Here is a 25,789-nt window from a genome sequence, read left to right as displayed (position 1 = left end):
AAAGGCGTCCCCCGGTGCGGTGGGGCCTCCATTTCCCGCACGTCGCCGCAGTGTCAACTCACGTGCTTCAAGGGATGTTTGGGCAGGTGGGGCGTGGTCCGTGGTGTCCCGCTCGCCCGGATCCGCCGAAGCCGTCGACCGATCTCTGCTGCATCTATTGACGGTCCAGGGGCCTCCTCCTACGGTATGCGCCGGGAGAGCGCTCTCTCCGAGTTCTTCCTTTCGCATCAGTTCTGATGGACCCTCACGCACTCTTACGGGCGGGGTGTGCGGCTGGGTGAGAGAGCGCTCTCCTGTAGGGGCGGTCCGCCGGTCGGCGGACCGCGGTGTGCGTTCCGAGAAGGAGCAGCGACATATGAGATTCAGACCCGGCCGAGCCGCGGCGGCAGTGGTGGCAGGCATCCTCGCCATCCCCGTCCTGGGGGCTCCGGCGTTCGGCGCGGACACGGCGGTCCTGCTGTCGCAGGGCCGCACCGTGACGGCGTCCTCGGAGGAGAACGGCGGCACCACGGCCGCGAAGGCCGTCGACGGCGACACCGGCACCCGCTGGTCCAGCGCCGCGTCGGACAACCAGTGGATACAGGTGGACCTCGGTACGTCCTCCACCGTCAGCAAAGTGGTGCTGAACTGGGAGGCCGCGTACGCCAAGGGGTACCGCATCCAGGTCTCCGCAGACGGTTCGAGCTGGACCGACCTGCGCACGGTGACGGACGGGGACGGCGGCACCGACACGCTCGACGTCAGCGGCACCGGCCGTTACGTGCGCGTGCAGGGCACCGTGCGGGCGACGCAGTACGGCTACTCCCTCTGGGAGTTCCAGGTCTACGGCTCCGCGTCGGGGACCGTGGATCCGGGCACGGGCTCGGGCTCGTGCGGTACGGCCAACGCGGCGCTTAACCGTACGGCCACCGCCTCCTCGGTGGAGAACGCCGGGAACCCGGCGTCCGCGGCCTTCGACGGCAATGGCGCCACCCGCTGGTCCAGCCTCGCGGCCGACCCGCAGTGGATCCAGGTCGACCTGGGCTCGGTCAAGAACATCTGCCAGGTGGACCTCTCCTGGGAGGCGGCCTACGGCAAGGACTTCGCCGTCCAGGCGTCCACCGACGGCACCACCTTCACCGACCTCAAGAAGGTCACCGGCGCCACCGGCGGCAACACCTCGTACCAGGTGCAGGGTTCGGGCCGCTACCTCCGTATCGCGGGCACGGCCCGGGGCACCGGATACGGCTACTCCCTCTGGGAGGCGGCCGTCCACGTGCAGGACGGATCCACGACGCCGATCCAGGGCGGCGGTGACCTCGGCCCCAACGTCAAGGTCTTCGACCCGTCCATGTCGGCCGCCACCATCCAGCAGCAGATCGACTCGATCTACCAGCAGCAGGAGTCTGCGCAGTTCGGCGAAGGGCGCTACGCGCTGGCCTTCAAGCCGGGCAGCTACGACGTCAACGTCAACACCGGCTTCTACACCTCGGTCCTCGGCCTCGGGAAGAACCCCGACGACGTGACCGTCAAGGGAGTCAGCGTCGACGCCGGCTGGTTCAACGGCAACGCGACGCAGAACTTCTGGCGCTCCGCGGAGAACCTCTCCATCGCCCCGTACGACGGTACCAACCGCTGGGCGGTCGCCCAGGCCGCGCCGTTCCGTCGGATGCACGTCAAGGGCGGGCTCAACCTCGCCCCGTCCGGATACGGTTGGGCGAGCGGCGGGTACATCGCCGACTCCAAGATCGACGGCACGGTCGGTCCGTACTCGCAGCAGCAGTGGTACACCCGTGACAGCGCCATCGGCGGCTGGACCAACTCGGTCTGGAACATGGTCTTCTCGGGCACCGAGGGCGCCCCGGCGACCTCCTTCCCCGAGCCGCGCTACACGACCCTGGACACCACCCCGGTCAGCCGTGAGAAGCCCTACCTCTACCTCGACGGCAGCACCTACAAGGTGTTCGTGCCCTCCAAGCGGGTCAACGCCCGCGGCGTGAGCTGGGCCAACGGGTCGACCCCCGGCACCTCGATCGGCCTCGACCAGTTCTACGTGGCCAAGCCGGGCGTCTCCGCCGCCACCATCAACCAGGCGCTCGCGCAGGGCCTCCACCTGCTCTTCACCCCGGGCGTCTACCACCTCGACCGCACCATCGAGGTCAACCGCGCCGACACGGTGGTCCTGGGCCTCGGCCTGGCCACCCTCGTCCCGGACAACGGCGTCACCGCGATGAAGGTCGCCGACGTCGACGGCGTCAAGCTCGCCGGCTTCCTGATCGACGCGGGCACCACCAACTCGCCCACTCTGCTGGAGATCGGCAAGCCGGGTGTGCACACCGACCACGCGAACAACCCGACCTCGATGCAGGACGTGTTCGTGCGGGTGGGCGGCCAGTTCGCGGGCAAGGCCACGACGGCCGTCGACATCTACAGCGACGACACGATCATCGACCACACCTGGATCTGGCGGGCCGACCACGGAAGCGGCGTCGGCTGGAACGTCAACGCCTCCGACAACGGTCTGCTCGTCCACGGTGACGACGTGCTCGCCACCGGGCTCTTCGTCGAGCACTTCAAGAAGTACGACGTCGAGTGGTTCGGCGAGCGGGGCCGGACGATCTTCTTCCAGAACGAGAAGGCGTACGACGTCCCGAGCCAGGCCGAGTGGATGGACGGCAGCAGTAAGGGATACGCCGCCTACAAGGTGGACCCGTCCGTCAACACGCACGAGGCCTGGGGCGTGGGCAGTTACTGCGCCTTCACTCTCACGAGCATCGAGACGGACCGCGGATTCCAGGTACCGGTGAAGGCCGGTGTGAAGTTCCACAGCATCCTGGCCGTCTCGCTCGGTGGGGCCGGGCGGTACAACCACGTGATCAACGACACGGGCGCCCCCGCGTTCGGGACGGACACCGTTCCGTCCACGGTCACCAACTTCGGCGGCTGACAACGGGGTAGTGGACCGTGGCACCGGCTCTCGGGCCGGTGCCACGGCGGGGCGGGTGCCGGACGGCGGTCCGGTACCCGCCCTCGTCGTTCCTGGACAGTCCTCAGGCGGCTTCTCGTGGACCTCGCGGGGTCAGCCGGCGCTGCACGAGACCGTCGGCCAGGCCGTGGAGCCGTTGGTCTGGATCGTCACTCCCCAGTTGTTGCCGCTGCCGTTGGGCTTCGCGGTCAGTACCTGGGCGCTGGGGTAGGCCGCCGCGATGTTCCACGTCGCGATGATCTTCTCCGGGGAGGGGACGTTCATCGTGACGGTCCAGTTGGCGGAGCCGGTGACCGAGACGTTGAGGTTGTAGCGGTCGCTCCACTGCTGGCCCGCGGACAGGGTCGCGGAGCAGCCGTCACCGGTGCCGCCCCCGCCGCCGGTGCCGCCTCCGTCAGGGGCGACGGCGCGTCCCGTCTGCGGCGAGATCATTCCCGCGCACAGTCCGCGGGCCGCCAGCCCCTGGGCGATGCGCGGGATCGCCGCGAGGGTGGCGGCGGGCCACTCGTGCATGAGGATGATCTGGCCGTTGGTGAGTCGCCCGGCGGCCTGGACGATCGCGTCGGTGCTCGCGCCGTTCCAGTCCTGCGAGTCGACGTCCCAGATCACCTGCGTCAGCCCGTACTTGGCCTCGACGGCCTGCAGCGTCGCGTTGGTCTCGCCGTACGGAGGACGGAAAAGTTTCGGAGTCCCGCCGCCCGCCGCCGCGATGGCCTGCTGGGTCCGGGAGACCTCCGAGTCCATCTGCGCCTGGCTCTGCTGGATCAGGTGCGGGTGCGTGTAGCTGTGGTTGCCGACCCACATACCGGCGTCGACCTCCGCCTTCACCTGCGCCGGGTAGGAGGCTGCGAACTGGCCCTCGTTGAACATGGTCGCCCGAAGCCCGTTCTGCTTGAGCGCGTTGAGCACGGCGGGCGTGTGGTCGTTCGACGGCCCGTCGTCGAAGGTCAGCCCGACATATCCGTTGCAGGTCGCGGCGTCCGAAGGGGAGGCGACGGCCACCAGGGCGGTGACGCTCGTCACCGCAGTCAGCGTCGCTGCCAGAGCCGCGCGCAGAGGGCGGAGGGAAGGGATCAGGGGGCGTCGCATGGTGATGGTTCCTCCTGGGGGTGAGGGAAAACTCGGCTCGGACGTCGGACGATCCGTCGTCGGCGCTCGTCTGACGTCAACGTGCAGTGTGTGTAGCGGAGTTGAAAGATCGCGGCCGAGCCGGTTGCGGGGGTGCGACCGACGGCGATCAGTGTTGATGCGGGCCCGTTGGCTGTCAATGGTTTCGGTTGTCGCGACGAAAGCGTCGGAACGCATTTTGCTGGTTCCGGAGTCGGTTCCCGCTGGTGAAAGGGGAGTTGCTTCGAATCTCCCCAGGGAGGTCCAGAAAGGGCCGTCGTTTGCCGGTTTCCTGAGTGTCGATTCAATCGAAAGTTTCGAGAATCTTGCGGTCGTTGGGGTGGCGGGGCGTGAATGCCTCGATCCGGGGTGATGCGGGTGAGGTGTGGCGTCCGTGGCCGGCCGGTCACGGCGGGGGTTCCGGTTGATCGCGGATCACCCCGCGAGGCGCGATCGGGTGAGCCGTCGGTTCGGCTGTGGAGCCGACGCGGGGAGTTGGCCCCCTCCGTCCGGAAGTCCCGGGGAATCCCTCGGGGCAGGCTTCCGGCGGTCCCTTGGTCCGAAATGCTCGACAACGTTGTCAAATCGGCGGGGAGGCGGGATCATGCGCCTGTGGCGACCCCTCGGCTCGGCGTCCGGGAGGTCGGACCGAAGGGTCCGTGGGGCGTCGGCGGTCGGGTGATCCCCGATCCCCAATCCCCGATGCCGCAGCCCGTTCTCGGTGCTGTGGGGAGCTCCCGAGAGGATTGGCTCGAAATCTACTTGTCGAACCTGATCGTTCGGCGAGGTGGGGTCGCTCGCGCGTCCGTCGGGGTCGGCCGCGGAACGGTGCGCTCCGCCTCCGGTGGGCAACGGGCAAGAGTGTGCAGGTCCGTCGGGGAGTTTCCGTCGTGTGAACGGTACGCGCTCCGGTAACGAATTTCTATCGTTGAAAATTTTCTGTGCACGACCGTTGTGACGACGCTTGCGCTGTGGCTCAATGATCGACCATGTGCTGTGCCTCGCTCGTCCGAGGCACTCAGCTCCTTCGTGAGGACAATGCCATGAGACGACAACTACCGCGCCGACGTGCGGCTTTGATGACGATCGCCTGTACGGCGGCGCTGGCGATGCCCCTCGGCATCACCGTGATCCCGGCGGCCGCCGCGGCTCCCGCCGGCCACTCGGCGTCCGAGGCCACGGCGCCGACGTTCGTATCCGAGAACCCGGCCACTCTGGTCCACGGGCTCAAGGGCGAGTACTACGCGATGTCCGCCCCCGGGGCGCGGGACTTCGCCAAGCTCGGCGCCACTGCCCTGGATCCGCAGGTCAACTTCGGTGATCTCACGGGTACTTTCCAGTCGGCCACAGGTCAGACCGAGAACACCACCGCGCGCTGGACTGGCCAGATCCAGGCCCCGGCGACCGGTGATTACACCTTCTCCGCGAGCGGCGACAACGGTTTCCGGCTGCTGATCGACGGCGTCGCGGTCATCGACCACTGGGTGGGTGACTGGGACGTCGAGCAGACGAGCAAGCCGGTCCACCTGGAAGCGGGCGTGCAGCACGACTTCAAACTGGAGATGTTCCAGGACGTCGGCGGCGCCAACATGTTCCTGCGCTGGTCGAGCCCGGCGCTCGCCAAGCAGATCGTCCCCGAGTCGGCGTTCACCCCGCCCGCCGACTACGAGGTCTACCCGGTCGCCCTGACCGTCGCCGAGGACGGCAAGCGCCTCCAGGCCACGTTCGACGACAAGGTCGGCAACCTCGCCGCCGTGAAGGACCACCTCGTCATCGAGGCGGACACCACGCCGATGCCGATCAAGTCCGTCGTCAAGGCGTCCGGCAAGGGCAACTCGCTCATCGTGACCCTGTCCGAGGCCATCCAGAAGGGCCAGCAGGTCAAGGTCACGTACGGCACCGAGGGTGGCCTCACGGTGGGCGGCAAGACCGTCCCCGACATCAGCCGCAACGCCAAGAACCTGTCGACCAAGCGTCTCACCACCGTCTGGGGCGACAAGCTCGACCGCAACAACCCGCTGCCCGAGTACCCCCGGCCGCAGCAGGTCCGCAAGGACTGGAAGAACCTCAACGGCACCTGGGAGTTCGCCGGCGCCGCGGCGGGCGAGCAGCCGGTCTTCGGCAAGAAGCTCGGCGAGAAGATCACCGTGCCGTTCGCGGTGGAGTCCCAGCTCTCCGGTCTGGAGCGCCACGAGGACCACATGTTCTACCGCAAGCTCGTGACGGTCCCCAAGAGCTGGGCGGTGGACAAGGCCCACGGCAAGCGGCTGAAGCTCAACTTCGGTGCGGTCGACTACAACGCGACCGTGTACGTCAACGGCAAGAAGGTCGTCGAGCACACCGGCGGCTACACCGCTTTCGACGCCGACATCACGGACGCCCTCAAGGGCACCGGTCAGCAGGAGATCGTGGTCGCCGTCACCGACACGACCGGTGCGAACCAGCCGAAGGGCAAGCAGTCCTCGAACCCCGGTGGCATCGAGTACACCGCCACTTCCGGCATCTGGCAGACCGTCTGGATGGAGCCGGTCTCGCCCGCCTCGGTCGACTCTCTGACCACCACCCCGGACATCGACAAGGGGCGGCTCGCCGTCACCGTCAACTCCGACGACGCCTCCTCCGGCGCCCTCGTGAAGGCCGTCGCCCGGGACAAGAAGGGCAAGGTCGTCGGTACCGTCACCGGTCCCGCCAACCGTGAGCTCAGCCTCCCCGTGGCCAAGGAGCACCTCTGGTCCCCGGACGACCCGTACCTCTACGACCTGGACGTGACCCTGGTCGACGGCCGTTCCAGCGACAAGGTGAGCAGCTACTTCGGTATGCGCTCGCTCAAGGTCGAGAAGGTGGGCGGCTACCAGAAGCTCACCCTGAACGGTAAGCCGTTCTTCTCGCTCGCCCAGCTGGACCAGGGCTTCTACCCGGACGGTCTCTACACCCAGCCCAGCGACGCGGCCCTCGTCTTCGACCTGAAGGCGCAGAAGGACCTCGGCTTCAACGCCGTGCGCAAGCACATCAAGGTCGAGTCGCCCCGCTGGTACTACCACGCGGACCAGCTCGGACTCCTCGTCTGGCAGGACTTCGTCTCCGCCGGCATCGACAGCGAAGCGGGCCAGCAGGCCTTCATCTCCCAGGCGAAGGAGGAGATGACCCAGCTGCACAACTACCCGTCCATCGGGGGCTGGATCGTCTTCAACGAGGGCTGGGGCGAGTGGGACCGCACCGCGACCGGCAAGCTCACCGAGGCCGTCGAGGCCGCCGACCCCTCGCGCGTCGTGAACGCCCACAGTGGCGTCAACTGCTGCAACTCGAAGGGTGACTCCGGCGCCGGGGACATCATCGACCACCACGACTACGGCAACAACGACCCCGCCTTCCCGGACGCCACCCGGGCGGCGATGGACGGCGAGCACGGTGGCTTCACGCTCCGCACTCCCGGACACATGTGGCCGGGCGCGCCGACGGTGATCTACAGCGGGGTCAACGACAAGGCCGCGCTCACCGCCAAGTACGTCGAGAACACCGAGAAGTACTACCTCGAAGCGGCCGGCGCCGAGCTCTCCGGCTCCGTGTACACCCAGGTCACCGACCTGGAGCACGAACTGAACGGCCTGTGGACGTACGACCGTCGTGAGGCCAAGGTCGACATCGCGGCGGTGCGCGCGATCAACGAGAAGGTCATCGCGGCCGGCGCCGCGGCCGGTCAGCGCGACGAGGTGAAGGGCGGAGCCGCCTGGAACCTGGACGAGAACAAGGGCACCAAGGCCGCCGACAGCGGCCCGAACCACGCCCCGCTCACCCTGACCGGTGGCGCCTCGTGGACGCAGGGCGTCTCGGGCTCCGCGCTGAAGTTCTCGGGCGACGCCCAGTACGCGCAGACCGCGGGTCCGGTCGTGGACACCACGAAGGACTACTCCGTCTCCGCGTGGGTCACCCTGGACCAGCTGCCCAGCAACTACGCCTCCGCCGTCAGCCAGGACGGCCGGCGCACCGAGAACCCGTTCTATCTCCAGTACGGACAGGGTGCGTTCGCCTTCTCCCTGCCGGGCGCCAACCGCGCCCGCGCGGTGACCACCCCCGAACTGGGCAAGTGGTACCACCTGGTGGGAGTGCGCCAGGGCGACACCATCTCGATCTACCTCGACGGCAAGCTCGCCGGGACCGCCGCGGCCGGCGGTGCGGGTGACGTGAGCACCGGTCCGCTCTCCGTGGGCCGTGCCAAGTGGAACGGCAACCCGACCGACTTCTGGAACGGTTCGGTCGACCAGGTCGAGGTCTTCGACAAGGCGCTCGGCGCCGCCGACGTGAGCGCGCTGTACGCCGCTCACGCCCCGAAGGCCTGATCCGACGGTGGCCCGCCGGCGCGTCCATGGCGCCGGCGGGCCACCTTCCCGGCGGGGCGGACCGCTTCAGTGCGTCCGGGCCCGCCCTCTTGAACCTAACGGTTTTCCACCGGTGTTGGCCCCTCAGCGGTCCGCAGCGGTGCTGTCGCGCGCCCGCATACGGCGCGGGTGCGCGGGTGCGCGCGAGCCGGGCAAAGGCCCCGTCCCTCGCCCCACGACACATTTTGGAAACGCATCCGTCGCGCTCTTGCCGTCGCGCCGAAGCCGCATATATAACGTTGTAAACCGAGCCGCCGACAGGCCGCGCCGCCCCTCCCGACCCCCGTCCGTACCCACGGAACACGTCGTGGACAGGCAACCGGCATCAGCCGCAAATGAGCTGATGCTTCATCAGAAACAGTCAGACCGCACGTGGTTCCGCGTGCCGTCATCCCGCCCAAGGAGCGTCCCGCGCATGATGATCCAGCGCCGATCCCGTACCCTCGCCGCGGCCTGCGTGCTCGCCGCCACCGCAATGCTCACCGCGGCCGGCTGCTCGAAGTCGGAGACCAACGACACCTCCGCCTCCTCCGACACGGGGCAGGCCGCCCAGGCGGCCACCACGGCCCCCGACAGCACCTCCGGCTCCGGCTGCTCCCTCCAGACCTACGGGGCGCCCAAGCTCGACCTCAAGAACGCGATCGTCGGCTTCTCCCAGTCGGAGAAGGAGGCCAACCCGTTCCGTATCGCCGAGACCCAGTCCATCAAGGACGAGGCGGCCAAGGTCGGCGTGAAGAAGCTGCTCACCACCAACGCCCAGTCGCAGCTGTCGAAGCAGATCAGCGACATCCAGGACATGCTCTCCCAGGGTGCGCAGTTCCTCATCGTCGCCCCGCTCAACTCGGACGGCCTGGAGCCCGCGCTGAAGGCCGCAGCGGCCAAGAAGGTCCCGGTCCTCACCATCGACCGCAAGCTCAACGCCGGCGCCTGCAAGGACTACGTGGCCTTCCTCGGCTCGGACTTCGTGGAGCAGGGCAAGCGCGCCGCCGACGCGATGATCAAGACGACCGGCGGCAAGGGAAAGGTGGCCATCCTCCTCGGCACCTCCGGCAACGGCGTCACCACCGACCGTACCAAGGGCTTCGTGGACCAGCTCGCGGCGAAGGCCCCGGGACTGGAGATCGTGGCCCAGCAGACCGGCGAGTTCGCCCGTGACAAGGGCCAGCAGGTCATGGAGCAGCTGATCCAGTCGAAGCCCGAGATCACCGCCGTCTACGCCGAGAACGACGAGATGGGCCTCGGCGCCGTCACCGCGCTCAAGGCCGCCGGCAAGAAGCCGGGCAAGGACGTCAAGATCGTGTCCGTCGACGGCACCCGCAACGCCGTCCAGGCCGTCGTCAACGGTGAGTACAACGCCGTGATCGAGTCCAACCCGCGCTTCGGCCCCCTGGCGTTCCAGACCGCCCAGAAGTTCTACGGCGGCGAGGAGATCCCCGAGAACGTCATCATCTCGGACCGCGCGTACGACGAGACCAACGCCAAGGCGTCGGTCGGCGGCGCGTACTGATCCGTCGTCCAGCCGGACACCACCTGAGGCTCTCCCGCGACCGCCGTGGCGCGAACCGTGCCACGGCGGCCGGGAGTTCCCTCCGTCGCCAACCGGTACGGGGGACCCTCCACCCCCGTGCCCGCCCTTTCGGCACCTTGGAACTTGGAAGGCCAGGATTCATGGCACCACCCGAAGCAGTAACCCAGCCGCCCGAGCCCGTCGCGACCGGCCCGGGCCCCGCCCAGGAAGCCGGCTCGGTCCTCGAAGCCCGCGGCGTCAGCAAGCGGTTCCCCGGCGTCGTCGCCCTGGACGACGTGTCGTTCTCCCTGCGGGCCGGCGAGACCCACGCCCTGGTCGGTGAGAACGGTGCCGGCAAGTCCACCCTCATCAAGGTGCTCACAGGGGTCTACCGGCCCGACGGCGGCGAACTCCGGATGAACGGCGGAGCCGTCCGCTTCGCCCGGCCCTTCGAGGCCCAGCAGGCCGGCATCTCCACCATCTACCAGGAGGTCAACCTCGTCCCGCTGATGAGCGTGGCGCGGAACATCTTCCTCGGACGCGAGCCCAAGAACCGCGTCGGGATGATCGACTTCGGCCGGATGCACCGCGAGACGACCGAGCTGCTCGACGGCTTCGGCGTCCGCGTCGACCCCAAGCGTCCGCTGAACACCCTCGGCATCGGCACCCAGCAGATGGTCGCGCTCGCGCGTGCCGTCTCGGTCAACGCCCAGGTCGTCATCATGGACGAGCCCACCTCCTCGCTGGAGCCCCGCGAGGTCGAGACGCTCTTCCGCGTCATCGCCAACCTCCGTGAGCGCGGCATCGCCGTCCTCTACGTCAGCCACCGCATGGACGAGCTCTACCGGATCTGCGACCGGGTCACCGTGCTGCGCGACGGCCGCCACATCCACACCGGCGACCTCGCCGACCTCAACCGGATGCAGCTCGTGTCGATGATGCTCGGCCGTGACATGGCCGAGGTCAAGCGGTCGGGCCTCACCAACTTCACCGAGGGCGGCCACGACACCACCCGTACGCCGGTCCTCACCGCGGCCGGCGTCTCCAGCCGCCACCATCTCCACGACATCTCCCTGGAGTTGTACGGCGGAGAGGTGCTCGGACTCGGTGGCCTCCTCGGGTCCGGCCGCAGCGAGACGGCGAAGGCCCTCTCCGGCGCGCTGCCCGTCGACGCGGGGAACATCACCGTCGACGGCAAGAAGCTCGGCCGGCTCTCCCCGGCCGCCGCCATCAAGGCCGGCATCAGCCTCCTCCCCGAGGACCGCAAGGCCGAGGGCATCATCCCCGGTCTGTCGGTGCGCGAGAACATCGTGCTCGCCGCGATGCCCCGCCTCTCCCGGGCCGGAGTCGTCTCCCGCGCCAAGCAGGACCGCGTCGTCGAGATCTTCATGAAGCGCCTGCGCATCAAGTGCTCCAGCCCCGAGCAGAAGGTCGGCGAACTCTCCGGCGGCAACCAGCAGAAGGTGCTGATCGCCCGCTGGCTCTGCCTGGAGCCCAAGGTCCTGCTGCTCGACGAGCCCACCCGCGGCATCGACGTCGGCGCCAAGGCGGAGGTCCAGAGCCTCATCGACGAACTCGCGGGCGAAGGCCTGGCGGTGCTGCTCATCTCCTCCGACATCGAGGAGCTCATCGAGGGCGCCGACCGCATCGTCGTCCTGCGCGGCGGAGCCGTGGCGGGCGAGCTCGCCGGCGACGAGGTGGCCGAGAGCCGGCTGCTCGAAGTGCTCGCCGACCACGCCCCGGACGCGTCGCCCACGAACGCGCCGGCCACGCCGGAGAAGACCCCGGTCGCACAGGAGGAACCCCGATGACCCAGGCCACCCTGGCCCCGCCCGCAGCGAACCCGCTGGCCCGGCTGCGCACCCCCGCGTGGTGGCAGGAGTACGGCGTCTACGCGGCCGTCGCCGTGCTGCTGCTCTTCAACGCGCTCTTCACCGACCACTTCCTGACGACCGACAACCTGCGCACGCAGCTCGTCCAGGTCGCCCCGATCGTCATCGTCGCCCTGGGCATGGCCCTGGTCATCGGCACCGAGGGCGTCGACCTCTCCGTCGGCTCGACGATGGCGCTGGCCGCGGCGCTCCTCCCGCTCTACCTCGGGTACGGACTGGTACCGGCGCTCGGCATCGCCCTGCTCGCCGGCGCGGTCGTCGGCGCGATCAACGGATCGCTCGTCTCGCTCGTCGGGCTCCAGCCCATCGTCGCCACCCTCGCGCTCTTCGTGGGCGGCCGCGGCCTCGCCCTGGTGATGGCGGACGGCCAGCTCAAGCAGATCGAGAACCCCGATCTGCTCGCGCTCGGCACCGACTCCTTCCTCGGCATTCCGCTGGTCGTGCTCATCGCCGGCGTCCTCGCCGTCGCCGTGGCCTTCCTGATCGGGCGCACCACCTTCGGCCGCCAGGTCGTCGCCATCGGCGGCAACCGCGCCGCCGCCCAACTCGCAGGACTGCCCGTCAAGCGCGTCCTCATCGGCGTCTACGTGCTCTGCGGCGTGCTGGCCGCCCTGGCCGGCGTGCTGGCCACGGCCCGGCTCACCGCCAGCGACCCGTCTTCGCTCGGCACCCTGATGGAGCTCTCCGCCATCACCGCCGTCGTGGTCGGCGGAACCCCGCTCACCGGCGGTTCCGTCCGCGTGCTCGGCACCGTCGCCGGAGCCCTGCTGATGCAGCTCCTGCGCGCCACCCTCGTCAAGCACGACCTGCCCGACTCCACCGCCCAGATCGCCCAGGCTGCCATCATCATCGCTGCCGTCTACGTCGCCCGGGAGCGCCGGTCCCGATGAACGAAACCTCCTCCGCCCCGGTGGCCCGGACCACGGCCCCGCACGCGACCCCCGCTCCGGCCAAGGCGCCCGAGCCCCGTCTCCAGAAGGGTGCCGGCTCCACCGGCCCCACCACGGGACAGCGCGTCCTCGACCTCCTCCAGCGCCAGGGCGTCCTCGCCGTGCTGATCCTGGTGATCGTCGGCGCCTCCATCAAGTACCCGGCGTTCCACAGCCTGGACAACGTCCGCGGTGTCACCGTGCAGGCGTCCTTCCCCGCCGTGATCGCCCTCGGCATGACCATGGTCATCATCACCGGCGGCATCGACCTCTCGGTCGGCTCCGTCTTCGCCCTCGGCGGCGTCCTCGCCGCCTGGGCCTCCCAGTACGGATTCCTGCCCGCGCTGCTCGTACCGCTCGTGGTCTGCTCCGCGATCGGCCTGCTCAACGGGTTCCTCATCGCCCGTGCCGGGATGGCCCCCTTCATCGTCACCCTCGCCACACTGCTCGGCGCCCGAGGTCTGCTGCTCTCCCTCACCGACGAGGGCGGCACCACCTACCTCGTACCGAAGGACTCGGCCTTCGCCGAGCTGGGACAGGGCGCGGTCTGGGGCTTCGGGTACCCGCTCCTGATCGCCCTCGCGCTCTTCGGGATCGGCGGACTCGTTCTCCAGCGCACCTCGTTCGGACAGTCGATCTTCGCCGTGGGCGGCAGCAGCGACGCCGCGACCCTGATGGGTCTCCCCGTTGCCCGGACGAAGATCCTCGTCTACACGCTGAGCGGTCTGCTCGCCGGCCTCGCCGGAGCGCTGAGCGCGGCACGGCTCACCTCCGGCGTCACCATCGTCGGCGTGGGCATGGAGCTCGACGCGATCTCCGCCGTCGTCATCGGCGGAACGCTGCTGGTCGGCGGCGCCGGATCGATCAGCGGAACCCTCTGGGGCGTGCTGCTGCTCGCCGTCATCCAGAATCTGATCAACCAGATCGGTACCCTCAACTCCTCCTACCAGTCGGTGGTCAGCGGCGGCTTCCTTATCGTTGTCGTGGTGGCGCAGCGCTATCTGTCGCGCAACCGCAGAACCACGTGAGCGGAGCCGTTTCTCATAGCCGAACCGAGTGAAGGAGTGCCGTGGGCGTCAGCCTCAAGGACGTCGCGCAGCGGGCGGGCGTGTCGATCAAGACCGTGTCCAACGTGGTCAACAACTATCAGCACGTCACCCCGAAGATGCGGGCCAAAGTGCAGCAGGCGATCGACGAGCTCGGCTACCGGCCGAACCTCACCGCCCGCCACCTGCGCAAGGGCCGTACGGGCATCATCGCGCTGGCGGTCCCCGAGTTCGGCAACCCGTACTTCGCCGAACTGGCCGGAGCCGTCGTCGACGCCGCCGCCCGGCACGACTACACCGTGCTGGTCGACCACACGGCAGGACTCCGCGAGAAGGAACTGCTGGTCAGCCAGGGGTTCAGGTCGCACGTGATCGACGGGCTCATCATGAGCCCGATCCATCTGGAGACCGAGGACCTGATGGCACGCGAGGAGACCGCACCCCTGGTCCTGCTGGGGGAGCGGGAGTACGAGGCGCCGTACGACCACATCGCGATCGACAACGTCGCCGCCGCCCGTACCGCGGTACGCCATCTCCTCGACCACGGACGCAGCAGGATCGCCTTCCTCGGATCCCGTACCGGCCGTGAACGCCAGCCCGCACACCTCCGGTTGCGCGGCTGGCGCGAAGAGCTGACGGCCGCCGGCATCGAACCGGACGAAGCGCTGGTCGTGGTCACGGACGGATTCGGGCGTGAGGACGGCGCCATCGCGATGGCATCCCTGCTCGACCGGGGCGAACGGCCCGACGCGGTCTTCGCCTACAACGACCTGATCGCGATCGGGGCCATGCGCACCGTCACCGAGCGAGGGCTGGCCGTCCCCGGCGACATCGCCTTCGTCGGCTTCGACGACATCGAGGAAAGCAGTTACGGCACCACCACCCTCACCACCATCGCCCCCGACAAGGAGGCCATCGCCCGCCTCGCGGTCGACAGCCTCGTCGAGCGGCTCGCGGGCGCACCAGTGACCGAACCGCGGCGCCCGCGCCCCGGTTACCGGCTCGTCGTCCGCGAATCGACGGTCCCCGGCCGGCCCGGCCCGGCCGCCTGACCGGGGCGCCGGGGCATCGCGCCCCGGCGGCCCGGGCCGTCCCGCCGGCGGCCCGGCCCGGTCCGCCGCGACCACCCCCACCCGTCCACGACGGCCGTCGGCCGCCGTCCCTCCGGCCGACCGCTGCGCCCACCCGTACCGGCCGGCCGCTTTCCACCAAGGAACGCCGATGCCCCGCCCCACCGCGCACCGCACCCCCTTCGGCTCCGCTCCCGGAAGCGCCGAAGCAGACCTCTGGACGCTGGATTCCGGAACGGGAGTGCGGGCCGAAGTCCTCACCTACGGGGGTGTCCTGCACCGCCTCACCGTGCCGGACGCCCACGGCGAGAGCCGACAGATCGTCAGATCGCTCTCGACGATGGACGAATACGCGAAGGACCACCCCTACTTCGGGGCGCTCGTGGGCCGTTACGCCAACCGCATCGCACACGGCAGCTTCGCACTCGACGGCACCACCCACGAGATCCCCGTCAACGACCGCGGCCACGCACTCCACGGCGGACCCGAGGGCTTCAACACCAGAATGTGGGAGGCGTCGGGCAGGGAGGACGGCGACGCCGCCTTCGTCGACCTGCGTCTGCACAGCCCCGACGGCGACATGGGCTTCCCCGGCGCCCTCGACGTCCACGCCACCTACGCCGTCGACGCGTCGGGCACCTTCTCGCTCGACTGCACCGCCACCACCGACCGGGCGACCGTCGTCAACCTCACCCAGCACGCCTACTTCAACCTGGGCGACGACGACATCCTCGGGCACACCCTGGAGGTCGACGCCGACCACTACCTCCCGGTGGACCCCGAGGGCATTCCCGAGGGCGACCCGGTCGAGGTGCGCGGCACCCCCTTCGACCTCACCTCCCCCCACGTGCTGCGGGACCGCCTCGCCCTCCCGCACGAGCAGCTGGCCTCGGCCGGCGGATTCGACCACTGCTGGGTCCTGCGCGACGCGGCCCCCGGCGACGGCCTGCGCCGCGCCGCCCGGCTCACCGCCCCCGACGCCTCCCGCGTGATGGAGGTGTGGACCACCGAACCGGGCATTCAGGTCTACACGGGCAACCTGCTGGACGGCACCTTCACCGACGGCGAGGGCCGGGTGCACGACCGCCACGGCGCGGTCTGCCTGGAGACCCAGCACCTGCCCGACTCGCCCAACCGCGCCGGCTACCCCACCACCGTCCTGCGCCCCGGCCAGACGCTCCGCACCCGCACCGAATGGCGCTTTCCGCACCTGAGCGTGGGCCGGTAACCCCCGACGAGCCACCACACGAAGACCGCCGGCGCGGACCCGCGCCGGCGGTCTTCGTACGCTGCGCCGCCGTTACTTCAGGTACGGGCCGGCGGTGCCGATCTGCCCGGGAGCGGCGTTCTTGCCGCCCAGGTCGAGCACGTACACCCGCATGTTGCCCTTGCCCGGCGCGGCCACCGAGAGGGTCCCGTCGGACACGGTCCGCACGTCCCCGGTCACGGCGTCCTTGTAGGTGCCGTTCGGGATGCCGGTGTACGAGGCGCCACCCGTGACGGTGACCAGAGCGAAGGAGTCGGTCCCGCTCGCCGCGTCGGTGTACCGGCGCTTGTACGCCATCGAACCGCTGATGCCCTCGGTGGAGTACTGGCCCATCTGGAGCGCCGGGACCGCCCGCCGGATCTGGTTGAGCCGCTGCACGTGCTTGACCAGCGGCTGTGCGAGGGTGTCCGCCACCGCACCGCCGGCCGAGGTGACCTTGCTGAAGTCCGAGGCCGTCACGTCGCCGGCGATGCGGTCGCCGAAGTACGCACGCCCGGTGGTCGCCAGCGGGCAGGTGGGACCGCAGTCGATCTTCTTCCCCGCCTGGAACTCGACCTCGGAGCCGTAGTACAGGGTCGGGATGCCGCGGAAGGTCCACATCAGGGCCATGTTCTCCGCCCAGGCGTCCGTGCCGCCCGCGTACCGCTCGCTGCTCTTGTTGGGGCCGTAGTCGTGGCTGTCGACGTAGACGACGTTGTAGGTGGCGTCGTTGTAACTGTCGTCCGAGTCCTTGCCATTGTTGTAGGCGTTGTTGGCGTCACCGAAGTTCATGTGCATCCGCATGTCGATGACGTTCATTCCGGAGAACCGGCTGTGGTCCGGCGTGTGGTAGCTGTTCCCCTTGAGGAAGGCGTTGTCGGAGACCGGCTGCTGCCCGGTGCCGAGCTGCTCCTCGTAGTTGTACATCTCCAGCGAGGCGGCGGCGTCGTCCGCGCTGTACTCCTTGCGCTCCTTCCAGGTGAAGAACTGCGCCGAGTGGTTGACCGAACCCCGGTTCCACTTGTCGTTCACGAAGGCGCCGACCTCACCGAAGACGAAGAAGTTCTTCGCCGCCTCGGCACCGAACCGCGAGGTCACCCGCTCCTGGATCGCCGGCAGGAAGCGGCGGTTCCAGGTGGTGCGCGGGATGTGTACGGCGGTGTCGATCCGGAAGCCGTCGACCCCCATGTCGATGTACTTGTCGTAGGCGCCGATCAGATAGTTCTGCACCGGGGCGCTCTCGGTGTTGAAGTCCGCGAGGTCCTCGTGGAGCCAGCAGCTGCGTGAGTCCTCGCCCTCCCAGTTGCCGATCCAGCAGTTGTGGTAGTACACCGTCGGGAACATTCCGGAAGTGGCGTTCGGCCACTGGCAGTTGTAGATCCTGTAGCCCTCGGCGGAGGTACCGCCGGTGGGCTTGCCCCAGTTGAGGCAGGTGTTGCCCGCCGGTTCGGCGGTGGACCACAGGTCGCCGTTGTAGTACGACTTGCCGGACTTCGTCTCGACGGTCAGCCCGTCGTACTCGAAGCCCTCGTTCTTCTCGTCGTAGTACCAGCTCCACTGCGCGTCCCGCACGCCGTAGACCGTGGGGGTGAAGAGCCCCTTGGCGCCCCACCGCGAGGAGTGGTTGTAGACGACGTCCTGGTAGATCTTCATCCCCTTGGCGTGCGCCGCGTTGATGAGGTCCTGGTACGAGGCGCCGGCCGACTCCAGGCGCGGGTCGACCTTGTAGAAGTCGTAGCCGTGGTAGCCGTGGTAGTCGTAGTCCGAGCGGTTGAGCACTACCGGTGTGATCCAGATGGCGGAGAAGCCCAGCCCCTTGATGTAGTCGAGCTTCTTGACCAGTCCCTTGAAGTCACCCCGGAACATCGGGTCGTTGTTGGCCGCGTTGCCCGATTTCACGTCCTGGCTGCCGCCCCGGTTGTTCGTGCTGTCACCGTCGTCGAAGCGAGCGGTGAGGACGAAGTAGATCGGGTCCTTGCGCGGGTCGGTGCCCAGTGGCTGCCCCGAGGCCGCGGCCGGCGGCTTGTCGCCGGTGGTGGCGGTCGCCGCCGCCGAGGCCGCTGAGACGTTGCCCGCCGCGTCCACCGCCTTGACGGAGTAGCTGTAGGTGGTCCGCTCCTCCAACCCCGTGTCGGAGAACACCGTGGAGCCGGTGTCCGCCACCAGGGTGCCCTTCGTCCCGCCGGTGCGGGTGACCTGGTACTTCGTCACACCCACGTTGTCCGTGGAGGGTTCCCAGGTCAGGACCACCGAGACGCCGTCCGCCGCGGCGGCCGCCTTCGTCGGAGCGGTCGGGGCCGTGGTGTCCGGGACCGCCGCGGCGCACGGATCGGCCGCATCCGAGGTGACCTTGTGGTCCTTCACCGTGGTGCGCCCGGTCTTCAGGGCATAGTTGGCCCCGTTGTTGTTGTCCCAGACCCCGTTGCCGTTGTTGAACGTGGCGTTGAGCCCGGTGGCCGTGCCGAGGTCGACGGTGCGCTTCACCCAGCCGGTGCAGGCCGCCTCCATGCCCACCCCGGGGACGGTGGTCCACGCGCCACCGACCGGCTGGTAGTGGAGGTTCGTGGTGGTCCAGCCGACCGTGGCGGTGGAGTAGTAGACCTCCGCGCCGTTCGTCCCGGTGGGGGTGGGGCTCGGCGTCGTACCGCTGTCCGCGCACGGGTCGCTGTGTGCGACGACGCCGTCCTTGACCGTGATGTTCCCGGTGCCGAGCGCGTAGTTGTTGCCGGAGTTGTTGTCCCAGACTCCTTGGCCGTTGTTGAAGGTCGCGGCCAGTCCGGTGGCGCTGCCGAGCGGGACGGTCAGCTTCACCCAGTCCGTACAGGCGACGGTCATCGCCGTCCCGGGGACGGTGGTCCAGGAGCCCCCGTCGGGCGCCCAATGGAGGTTGTACGCCGACCAGTTCTTGGTCTTCGTCCAGTAGAAGACGGTGGCCGAGTTCTCGGAGGCGGCGACCGGCGTCGCGGACACCTGTTCCGGCGCGGGTATCGCGGTGAGCAGGCCCAGCAGCGCGGTCGCCGTCGTGGCCGCCGCCACGGGGCGCCTCAGCAGCCGCAGCAGGGGGGAGCGTTTCATCATGTCTCCAGGGGGAGGCCGTGGCGGGGGAGGCCGCGGCTGCCGACAACGCCGGTGCCCGGTACGGGTACCGGCCGAGATCCCGCCGGAGAACCCGGACGCGCCTCGGGGTTCGGGCGAGCGGAAGGAGTCCGACGGCAATGGCTGTCAGAATCTTTCTGCAATCTCTTGCGGCGAGGAAATTACCGGTGCATGTCAGCTCCGTAAAGGGTTCTCACAGCAACAGGAACCGGCGGGAGGGATTCCGGAAGCGAGGGGCCCGGCAGGAACGCAGCTCACGCCGCTCCTGCCGGGCCCTGTCGCCGTCGTCCCGCAGGGAAGCTTCAGCCCTTCAGCAGGCTCGCCCCGAGCGTGTCGCCCGCGCCCGTCACGCCGGGCAGCACGAGGAAGTAGCCGCCGCCCCGGGTGACGGTGAAGTCCGCGAGGCGCTCGCCGTCCAGTCGCCGCTGGACCGCCTCGAACTGCCGCCCGATGTCCTGCTGGTAGCAGCAGAAGTTGAGTCCCACGTCGAGCCCGCCGTCGGGTGCCAGACCGCGGTCGAAGTTGTAACTCCTGCGCAGCGGAAGCGAGTCCGCCGTCTCGGGCGTCCGCGGGTTCGCCCGGCGGATGTGCGAGTCGAAGGAGATCTTCCGGCCGTCCGGGTCCGCCCGGTAGTCGGGGGCGTCCGTCTCCTTGGTCCCGGTCAGCGGCGCGCCGGTCGCCTTGTTCCGGCCGAAGGCGCGCTCCTGCTCGGACACCGGCAGCCGGTCCCACGCCTCGACCCGTAGCCGGGTGATCCGCAGCACCTGATAGCAGCCGCCCTTGGCCCAGGCGGGCGCCCCGCCGCGCGAACCCAGCCAGAGCACCCGGTCTATCTCGCTCGCGGACGCCGTGTCGGGGCGGGAGATGCCGTCCTTGAAGCCGACGATGCTGCGCGGAGCACCGCTCGGCCGGGGCGGGTTGAGGAACCCGTCGCTCCGCCACCTCGGGGCGGCCAGCCCCCGCAGCGCCAGCTGCAGATCACGCATCACCTCCAGGACGGCGTCGGGGTGCTCCGCGCAGACCTGGACCGACAGGTCCCCGTGGCAGGCCGCCGGGTCGAGGTCGTCCCCCGGAAAGGCGGGCATCGTCCGCAGCCCCGCCGGACGGCGCCCCTGGAGACCGAAGCGCTCGTCGAAGAGCGACGCCCCGACGCCGACCGTGACGGTCAGTCGGTCGTCCGGGCCGCCCTGCGAGGCGCCGGCGGTCAGCGCCCTGGCCCGCTTGGTCAACACGTCGAAGACGCGGGCCAGTCCGCTTCGGTCCTCGCCGACCACGTCGAAGGCGACGAATGCGACGAACGCCTGCTGCGGTGTCAGGATGCCCGCCTGGTGCGGCCCGTGGAACGGCACCGGGGCCTTCCGCGACACGGCCGGCACCGCCTGTGGCCGTCCGCCGGTCGCCGCGGAGGCGTCGGGTGCGCCCGCCACCGCCCCGGCGAGGCCGACCCCGGTCAGTACGAACCCCCGGCGTCCGTGAAGGCCGTTCGTCCCGGCGGGGCTCGGACGGTCGTCGATGTCTGTCATGGTCGCGCCTCTTCCACGTGCTCGATGTGTCTAGCTGGTGAGCCTTACCAGCGAGGCGTGCGCCCGGGCGCAAATTCATTCCTGCGGGTCACCCGCCGTGCGCCCTTCGGTCCCGCGCGCCGCCCGCGCACCCCCTGATCGGGCGACTACGCAGCGTGGTTAACATGTTTCGGAGGGTAACGGGAATACAGCCGGGGTCCGCACCCGGTCGGGGACGGACCGCCCCTCGCATCAGCCGGCCCGGTCCCTGGGAGAACCTCGGTGGAGAACACGGAAACCGTACGCAGCTGCCCCTTCGACTTCGCGCAGCGGCTGGAGTTCGACCCCCAGCTCAAGGAGTTGCTGACCACCGCACCGGTCTCCCGGATCCGGATGGCGTACGGAGAAGGGGACGCCTGGCTGGTCACCCGGTACGAGGACGTCCGGACGGTCACCACCGACCGGCGGTTCAGCCGCAGCGCCGTGACCGGGCGGGACTTCCCCCGGATGACCCCCGAACCCATCGTCCAGGACGAGGCCATCAACCTCATGGACCCCCCGGCCAGCAGCAGGCTCCGCAGCCTGGTGGCCAAGAGCTTCACCGCCCGCCGGATCGACGCCATGCGGGCGGGGACCCAGCGCATCGTGGACCGGCTCCTCGACGCCATGGAGGACGGCGCGGGCCCCGCCGACTTCATGGCGGCGGTCGCCGCGCCCCTGCCGCTCGTCACCATCTGCGAGGTGCTCGACATCCCCGGGCCCGACCGGCCCTGGCTCCGCTCGCACGCCCTCACCATGATGAACGTCGGGGCCGCCGGCAAGGAGGACGCCGTCCGCGCCAAGGCCGAACTCCGCGCGTATTTCGGCGAACTCACCGCCCGGCGCCGCCGCTCGCCCGGCGAGGACCTCATCAGCACTCTCGCCACCGCCCGGGAGGGCGACGAACTCCTCGGCGACGACGAACTGACCGTCATGGCCATGGTCCTGCTCATCACGGGACAGGACACCACCACCTACCAACTCGGCAATATCGCCTACTCGTTGCTCACCCGACCCGAGCTGGCCCAGACCCTCCGCGACTCCCCGGAACGCCTGCCCCGCACCCTGGAGGAACTCCTCCGTCACATCCCGTTCCGCAAGGGCGTCGGCATCCCCCGGGTCGCCCTGGTGGACGTGGAACTCGGCGGCGTCACCATCCCCGCGGGCGACGTGGTCCACGTGTCCTACCTGACCGCAAACCGCGACGCCGCCAAGTTCGAGCGACCGGACGATCTGGACCCCGACCGGCCCTCCATCCCCCACATGACCTTCGGCTGGGGAGCCCACCACTGCCTGGGAGCCCCGCTCGCCACCATGGAGCTCGAAACCGCGTTCTCGTCGCTGCTGCGCCGCTTCCCCGGCCTGCGCCTCGGCGTACCCGCGGAGGACATCCGCTGGAACACCACGTCGATCTGGCGCCACCCGCTCGCCCTGCCCGTCACGTGGTGACGAGAGCCTCCGCTCCCAGAATCGAGGAGAACCCATGGCGACCCTGTGCCGCCCGGCCATCGCTGTGCCCGAACACGTCATCACGATGCAGCACACCCTGGACCTCGCCCGCGAGACCCACGACGGCCACCCCCAGCGCGACCTGGTCCTGAGGCTCATCCGCAACACCGGCGTACAGACCCGCCACCTCGTCCAGCCGATCGAGGAGACCCTGCGCCACCCCGGCTTCGAGGTGCGCAACCGCGTGTACGAGGCCGAGGCCAAGAAGAGGGTCCCCGAAGTGGTGGACCGGGCACTGGAGTACGCCGAGGTCGAGGCCGCCGAGATCGACCTCATCGTCTACGTCTCCTGCACGGGCTTCATGATGCCGTCCCTGACCGCCTGGCTGATCAACACCATGGGATTCCGGCCGGAGACCCGGCAGCTGCCGATCGCCCAGCTCGGCTGCGCGGCGGGCGGGGCGGCCATCAACCGCGCCCACGACTTCTGCCGGGCCTACCCGCAGTCCAACGTCCTCATCGTGTCCTGCGAGTTCTGCTCACTCTGCTACCAGCCCACCGACATCGGCGTCGGCTCACTGCTCTCCAACGGCCTGTTCGGCGACGCCGTCTCGGCCGTCGTGGTCCGGGGCGAAGGCGGCGCCGGGATGCGGCTCGAACGCAACGGCTCGCACCTGGTGCCCGGCACCGAGGACTGGATCTCCTACGCCGTCCGCGACACCGGATTCCACTTCCTGCTCGACCGGCGGGTCCCCGGCACCATGGAGATGCTCGCCCCGGTTCTCCAGAACCTGGTCGACCTGCACGGATGGTCGGTGCAAGCCATGGACTTCTTCATCGTGCACGCGGGCGGCCCGCGCATCCTCGACGACCTCTGCCACTTCCTCCAGCTCCCGCCGGGCATGTTCCGCTACAGCAGGGCCACCCTCACCGAACGCGGCAACATCGCCAGTTCGGTGGTCTTCGACGCGCTGGCCCGGCTCTTCGAGGACGGCGGCGCCGACGACGCCGCGCAGGGACTCATCGCCGGCTTCGGGCCCGGCATCACGGCCGAGTGCGCCGTCGGACGCTGGGTGCGCCGGCCCGACCACGAGCTCCTCGGCGCGGACGAACTCCTCGCGTCGGGCGGAGCGCTGCCCGCGCCGGGCGCCGCGCTGCTCGGCTGAACCGTCCGGTGGGAGTGGCCGCACCCCCCGGGCCCGTGCGGCACACCTCCCCGAGTGCCGCACGGCTCGCGCGGAACACCCGGACGCGGGGCCTCACTCGAAGCGGGAGATGTCTCCGGCGCCCTCGCGCACGATGGTGACCTCGCCGTCCGAGAAGTCGATGACCGTCGTCGGTTCCGTCCCGCAGTCGCCCGAGTCCAGTACGGCGTCCACCTCGTGGTCGAGCCGCTCCTTGATCTCCCAGCCCTGCGTCAGCGGCTCCTCCTCGTCGGGCAGCAGCAACGTGCTGGAGAGCAGCGGCTCGCCCAGCTCGCTCAACAGCGCCTGGACCACGGCGTGGTCGGGGATGCGGACGCCCACGGTCTTCTTCTTCGGATGCAGCAGTTGGCGCGGCACCTCCTTCGTCGCGGGAAGGATGAAGGTGTACCGGCCGGGCGTCGCCGCCTTGATCGCACGGAAGACGTCGTTGTCGATCTGGACGAACTGGCCCAGCTGGGAGAAGTTCTCGCACACCAGGGTGAAGTGGTGGCGGTCGTCGAGATGCCGGATCGACCGGATGCGGCTGATCCCCTCCCGGCTGCCGAGCCGGCATCCCAGGGCGTAGCAGGAGTCCGTGGGGTACGCGACCAGCGCGTCCGAACGGATGAGACCGGCCACCGTGCTGATCGTGCGTCGCTGAGGGTTCTCGGGATGCACGTCGAAATACTTAGCCATCCGGCGAGTCTACGGGGTGTGCCCTGCCGCCCCGCGGACCTCGTACGGCGCCACACCCCCCGCGGACCTCGTACGACGCCACGCTCCGGCGGCGGGCAGGCGGGCAGGCGGGCAGGCGGGCAGGCGGGCAGGCGGGCAGGCGGGCAGGCGGGCAGGCGGGCAGGCGGGCACGCGGGTGCTGCGGCACAGTGGCGGTATGAACGACCTCAACGCCCTCGCGGACGAGCACCTGGCCGCGGCGCGCAGCTCCCCCCACGGGCGCAGCGCGCACCGCCTGCTCCAGCAGCCCCCGCTGCGGCAGACGGTGATCGCCCTCACCTCCGGTTCCGCGCTGGACGAGCACAACGCACCGCTCGCCGCCTCCCTCCTGGTGCTCCGCGGCGCGGTCCGCATCACCGCGCCCTCCGGTGACGTCGAGCTGACGGCCGGCGGTCTGGGGCCGATCCCGAGGGAGCGGCACGGACTGGTCGCCCTGGAGGACGCCGTCGTCCTCCTCACGGCCGTCAACGACTGACGGCCCCGGGTGCGGCCGAGGGCTCCGTCACGAGAGCCGGCCCGGCGGTGACCGGACCGGGCTCCCGGGGTGGCGGTGTACTCCCGCGAAACCGAGGCATGAGACAAAGGACGGCACCGGCGGAATGACCGTGCGACCAGCACGGACGTCCGGCGTGCCCCATCCCGTCCACGTCCTCCGGAGCGACGCGTGTTCCGCAAGTCCGTTGCCCCTGCCCGCGAGGCGGGCGGCGCCCGCCCAGCCGGCCGCACCGCCGCCTGGTCCGCCGCGCTGCGCCGGACCCCCGTTTCGCTGTGGAACGACGACATATCCGACTGGGCCGCAGCTCAGACGTACTACGCCATCCTCGCCCTGCTCCCCGCGCTGCTGGTCACCGTCTCCGTCATCGGCCTGGCCAGCCCCGATGCCACGGCCGCGCTGATCTCGGACATCACCGCCTTCGCCCCGGCGGAGTCCGGTGCCGCCCTGCGGCAGCCGCTGCTGGCCGCCACCGAGCAGCGCACCGCCGGCTGGGTCCTGGTCGCGACCGGCAGCGTCAGCGCGGTCTGGTCGGCCTCCAGCTACCTCGCGGTCTTCCGCCGGGCCCTGCACGCCATGCACCACGAGCGCGACACCAGGCCCGCGCTGCGCAACGCGCACACCATCGTCGCCTCGGCGATCGGGCTGCTCCTGCTGATGCTGACCAGCGCGTTCGTCCTGGTGCTCACGGGGCCGCTCGCCCGCTGGACCGCCCGCAGGCTGGGGCTCGCGGAGGCCGGGCAGACCCTGTGGTGGTTCCTCAAGTGGCCCGTCCTGCTGGTGCTGGTCACCTGCCTCATCACCGTGCTCTTCCGGACGGGGCCGCGCTCGGTGCGCGGTACCCGGCAGGGGCTGCCGGGCGGAGTGCTCGCGGCCGTGCTCTGGCTCGTCGCCTCCGCGGGGTTCGCGCTCTACGCCACGCACGTCGGCACCTACAGCCGGCTCTACGGCTCGCTCGCCGGGCTCGTCGTCTTCCTCATCTGGGTCTGGTTCACCAACCTGGCCCTGCTGGCCGGAGCACAGTTCAACGCCGAGCTGGCGGCGGAGCGGAAAGCCCGGGGCGCGCGCCCGACGGTACCGCCTCAAGCTGTCGGCGAGGAGGCTGGTGAGGGGGACGGTGAGGGGCCCTGAGCGGGCCGTGCGGCAGTGCCGCA

16 protein-coding genes are annotated in these 25,789 nt (G+C 69.8%); 12 read left to right on the top strand and 4 right to left on the bottom strand.

Annotation, left to right across the window (positions count from 1 at the left end; all coding sequences use genetic code 11):
• Window positions 1-355: 355 nt before the first annotated feature.
• On the top strand, window positions 356-2,926 hold the full coding sequence (locus OHA55_RS31595) for a discoidin domain-containing protein (RefSeq protein WP_266712987.1): 2,571 nt from the start codon (window positions 356-358) through the stop codon (window positions 2,924-2,926).
• Window positions 2,927-3,058: 132 nt separating this feature from the next.
• Here OHA55_RS31595 and OHA55_RS31590 read toward each other — a convergent pair whose 3' ends face one another.
• Window positions 3,059-4,054 carry a polysaccharide deacetylase family protein gene (locus OHA55_RS31590; RefSeq protein WP_266712985.1) on the bottom strand — a complete coding sequence of 332 codons (996 nt, stop codon included), beginning with the start codon at window positions 4,052-4,054 and terminating at the stop codon, window positions 3,059-3,061.
• A gap of 1,061 nt (window positions 4,055-5,115) precedes the next feature.
• Here OHA55_RS31590 and OHA55_RS31585 point away from each other — a divergent pair.
• The 7 genes from OHA55_RS31585 (at window position 5,116) to OHA55_RS31555 (ending at window position 16,120) form a co-directional block, all read left to right on the top strand.
• Window positions 5,116-8,409 (top strand): LamG-like jellyroll fold domain-containing protein, encoded by a 3,294-nt coding sequence (locus tag OHA55_RS31585; RefSeq protein WP_266712983.1) that lies wholly within the window; start codon window positions 5,116-5,118, stop codon window positions 8,407-8,409.
• 454 nt (window positions 8,410-8,863) lie between these two features.
• Window positions 8,864-9,955, top strand: a complete 1,092-nt coding sequence (locus tag OHA55_RS31580) for an ABC transporter substrate-binding protein (RefSeq protein WP_266712981.1) — start codon at window positions 8,864-8,866, stop codon at window positions 9,953-9,955.
• Between the two features lie 161 nt (window positions 9,956-10,116).
• Entirely contained in the window at window positions 10,117-11,766 is a 1,650-nt protein-coding gene (locus OHA55_RS31575) for a sugar ABC transporter ATP-binding protein (protein WP_266712979.1), read from the top strand.
• Window positions 11,763-12,737 (top strand): ABC transporter permease, encoded by a 975-nt coding sequence (locus OHA55_RS31570; RefSeq protein ID WP_266712977.1) that lies wholly within the window; start codon window positions 11,763-11,765, stop codon window positions 12,735-12,737. The genes OHA55_RS31575 and OHA55_RS31570 overlap by 4 nt, the downstream gene beginning before the upstream one ends.
• Window positions 12,734-13,804 carry an ABC transporter permease gene (locus tag OHA55_RS31565; RefSeq protein ID WP_266712975.1) on the top strand — a complete coding sequence of 357 codons (1,071 nt, stop codon included), beginning with the start codon at window positions 12,734-12,736 and terminating at the stop codon, window positions 13,802-13,804. The genes OHA55_RS31570 and OHA55_RS31565 overlap by 4 nt, the downstream gene beginning before the upstream one ends.
• A 41-nt stretch (window positions 13,805-13,845) precedes the next feature.
• Window positions 13,846-14,874, top strand: a complete 1,029-nt coding sequence (locus OHA55_RS31560; RefSeq protein WP_266712973.1) for a LacI family DNA-binding transcriptional regulator — start codon at window positions 13,846-13,848, stop codon at window positions 14,872-14,874.
• 169 nt (window positions 14,875-15,043) lie between these two features.
• Window positions 15,044-16,120 (top strand): aldose epimerase family protein, encoded by a 1,077-nt coding sequence (locus tag OHA55_RS31555; RefSeq protein WP_266712971.1) that lies wholly within the window; start codon window positions 15,044-15,046, stop codon window positions 16,118-16,120.
• Between the two features lie 72 nt (window positions 16,121-16,192).
• Here the strand turns inward: OHA55_RS31555 and OHA55_RS31550 are convergent, their stop codons facing one another.
• Complete coding sequence (locus tag OHA55_RS31550; RefSeq protein WP_266712969.1) at window positions 16,193-19,213, bottom strand: carbohydrate binding domain-containing protein; 3,021 nt, start codon at window positions 19,211-19,213, stop codon at window positions 16,193-16,195.
• A 323-nt stretch (window positions 19,214-19,536) separates the two neighbouring features.
• A complete protein-coding gene (locus tag OHA55_RS31545) occupies window positions 19,537-20,757 on the bottom strand; it encodes a Dyp-type peroxidase (protein WP_266712967.1) in 1,221 nt (406 codons plus the stop codon).
• Between the two features lie 261 nt (window positions 20,758-21,018).
• Between OHA55_RS31545 and OHA55_RS31540 the strand changes: the two genes are divergently transcribed.
• Both OHA55_RS31540 and OHA55_RS31535 read left to right on the top strand, forming a co-directional pair.
• A complete protein-coding gene (locus OHA55_RS31540; protein WP_266712965.1) occupies window positions 21,019-22,224 on the top strand; it encodes a cytochrome P450 in 1,206 nt (401 codons plus the stop codon).
• 34 nt (window positions 22,225-22,258) lie between these two features.
• Entirely contained in the window at window positions 22,259-23,389 is a 1,131-nt protein-coding gene (locus tag OHA55_RS31535; protein WP_266712963.1) for a type III polyketide synthase, read from the top strand.
• 93 nt (window positions 23,390-23,482) lie between these two features.
• Here OHA55_RS31535 and OHA55_RS31530 read toward each other — a convergent pair whose 3' ends face one another.
• Window positions 23,483-24,103 (bottom strand): L-threonylcarbamoyladenylate synthase, encoded by a 621-nt coding sequence (locus OHA55_RS31530; protein WP_266712961.1) that lies wholly within the window; start codon window positions 24,101-24,103, stop codon window positions 23,483-23,485.
• A 196-nt stretch (window positions 24,104-24,299) separates the two neighbouring features.
• On the opposite strand from OHA55_RS31530, the gene OHA55_RS31525 reads away from it, so the two are divergent.
• Together OHA55_RS31525 and OHA55_RS31520 are read left to right on the top strand one after the other, a co-directional pair.
• Window positions 24,300-24,617: a cupin gene (locus OHA55_RS31525; protein ID WP_266712959.1), complete on the top strand. Its 318-nt coding sequence runs from the start codon at window positions 24,300-24,302 to the stop codon at window positions 24,615-24,617.
• Window positions 24,618-24,806: 189 nt separating this feature from the next.
• Window positions 24,807-25,766 carry a YihY/virulence factor BrkB family protein gene (locus tag OHA55_RS31520; RefSeq protein ID WP_266712957.1) on the top strand — a complete coding sequence of 320 codons (960 nt, stop codon included), beginning with the start codon at window positions 24,807-24,809 and terminating at the stop codon, window positions 25,764-25,766.
• The last annotated feature ends 23 nt before the right edge of the window (window positions 25,767-25,789 follow it).

It is taken from the genome of Streptomyces sp. NBC_00102 (assembly GCF_026343115.1).
Lineage (GTDB): Bacteria > Actinomycetota > Actinomycetes > Streptomycetales > Streptomycetaceae > Streptomyces.
Note: the sequence above shows the minus strand (reverse complement) of the source record. Positions and strands in the feature narration are given on the sequence as shown.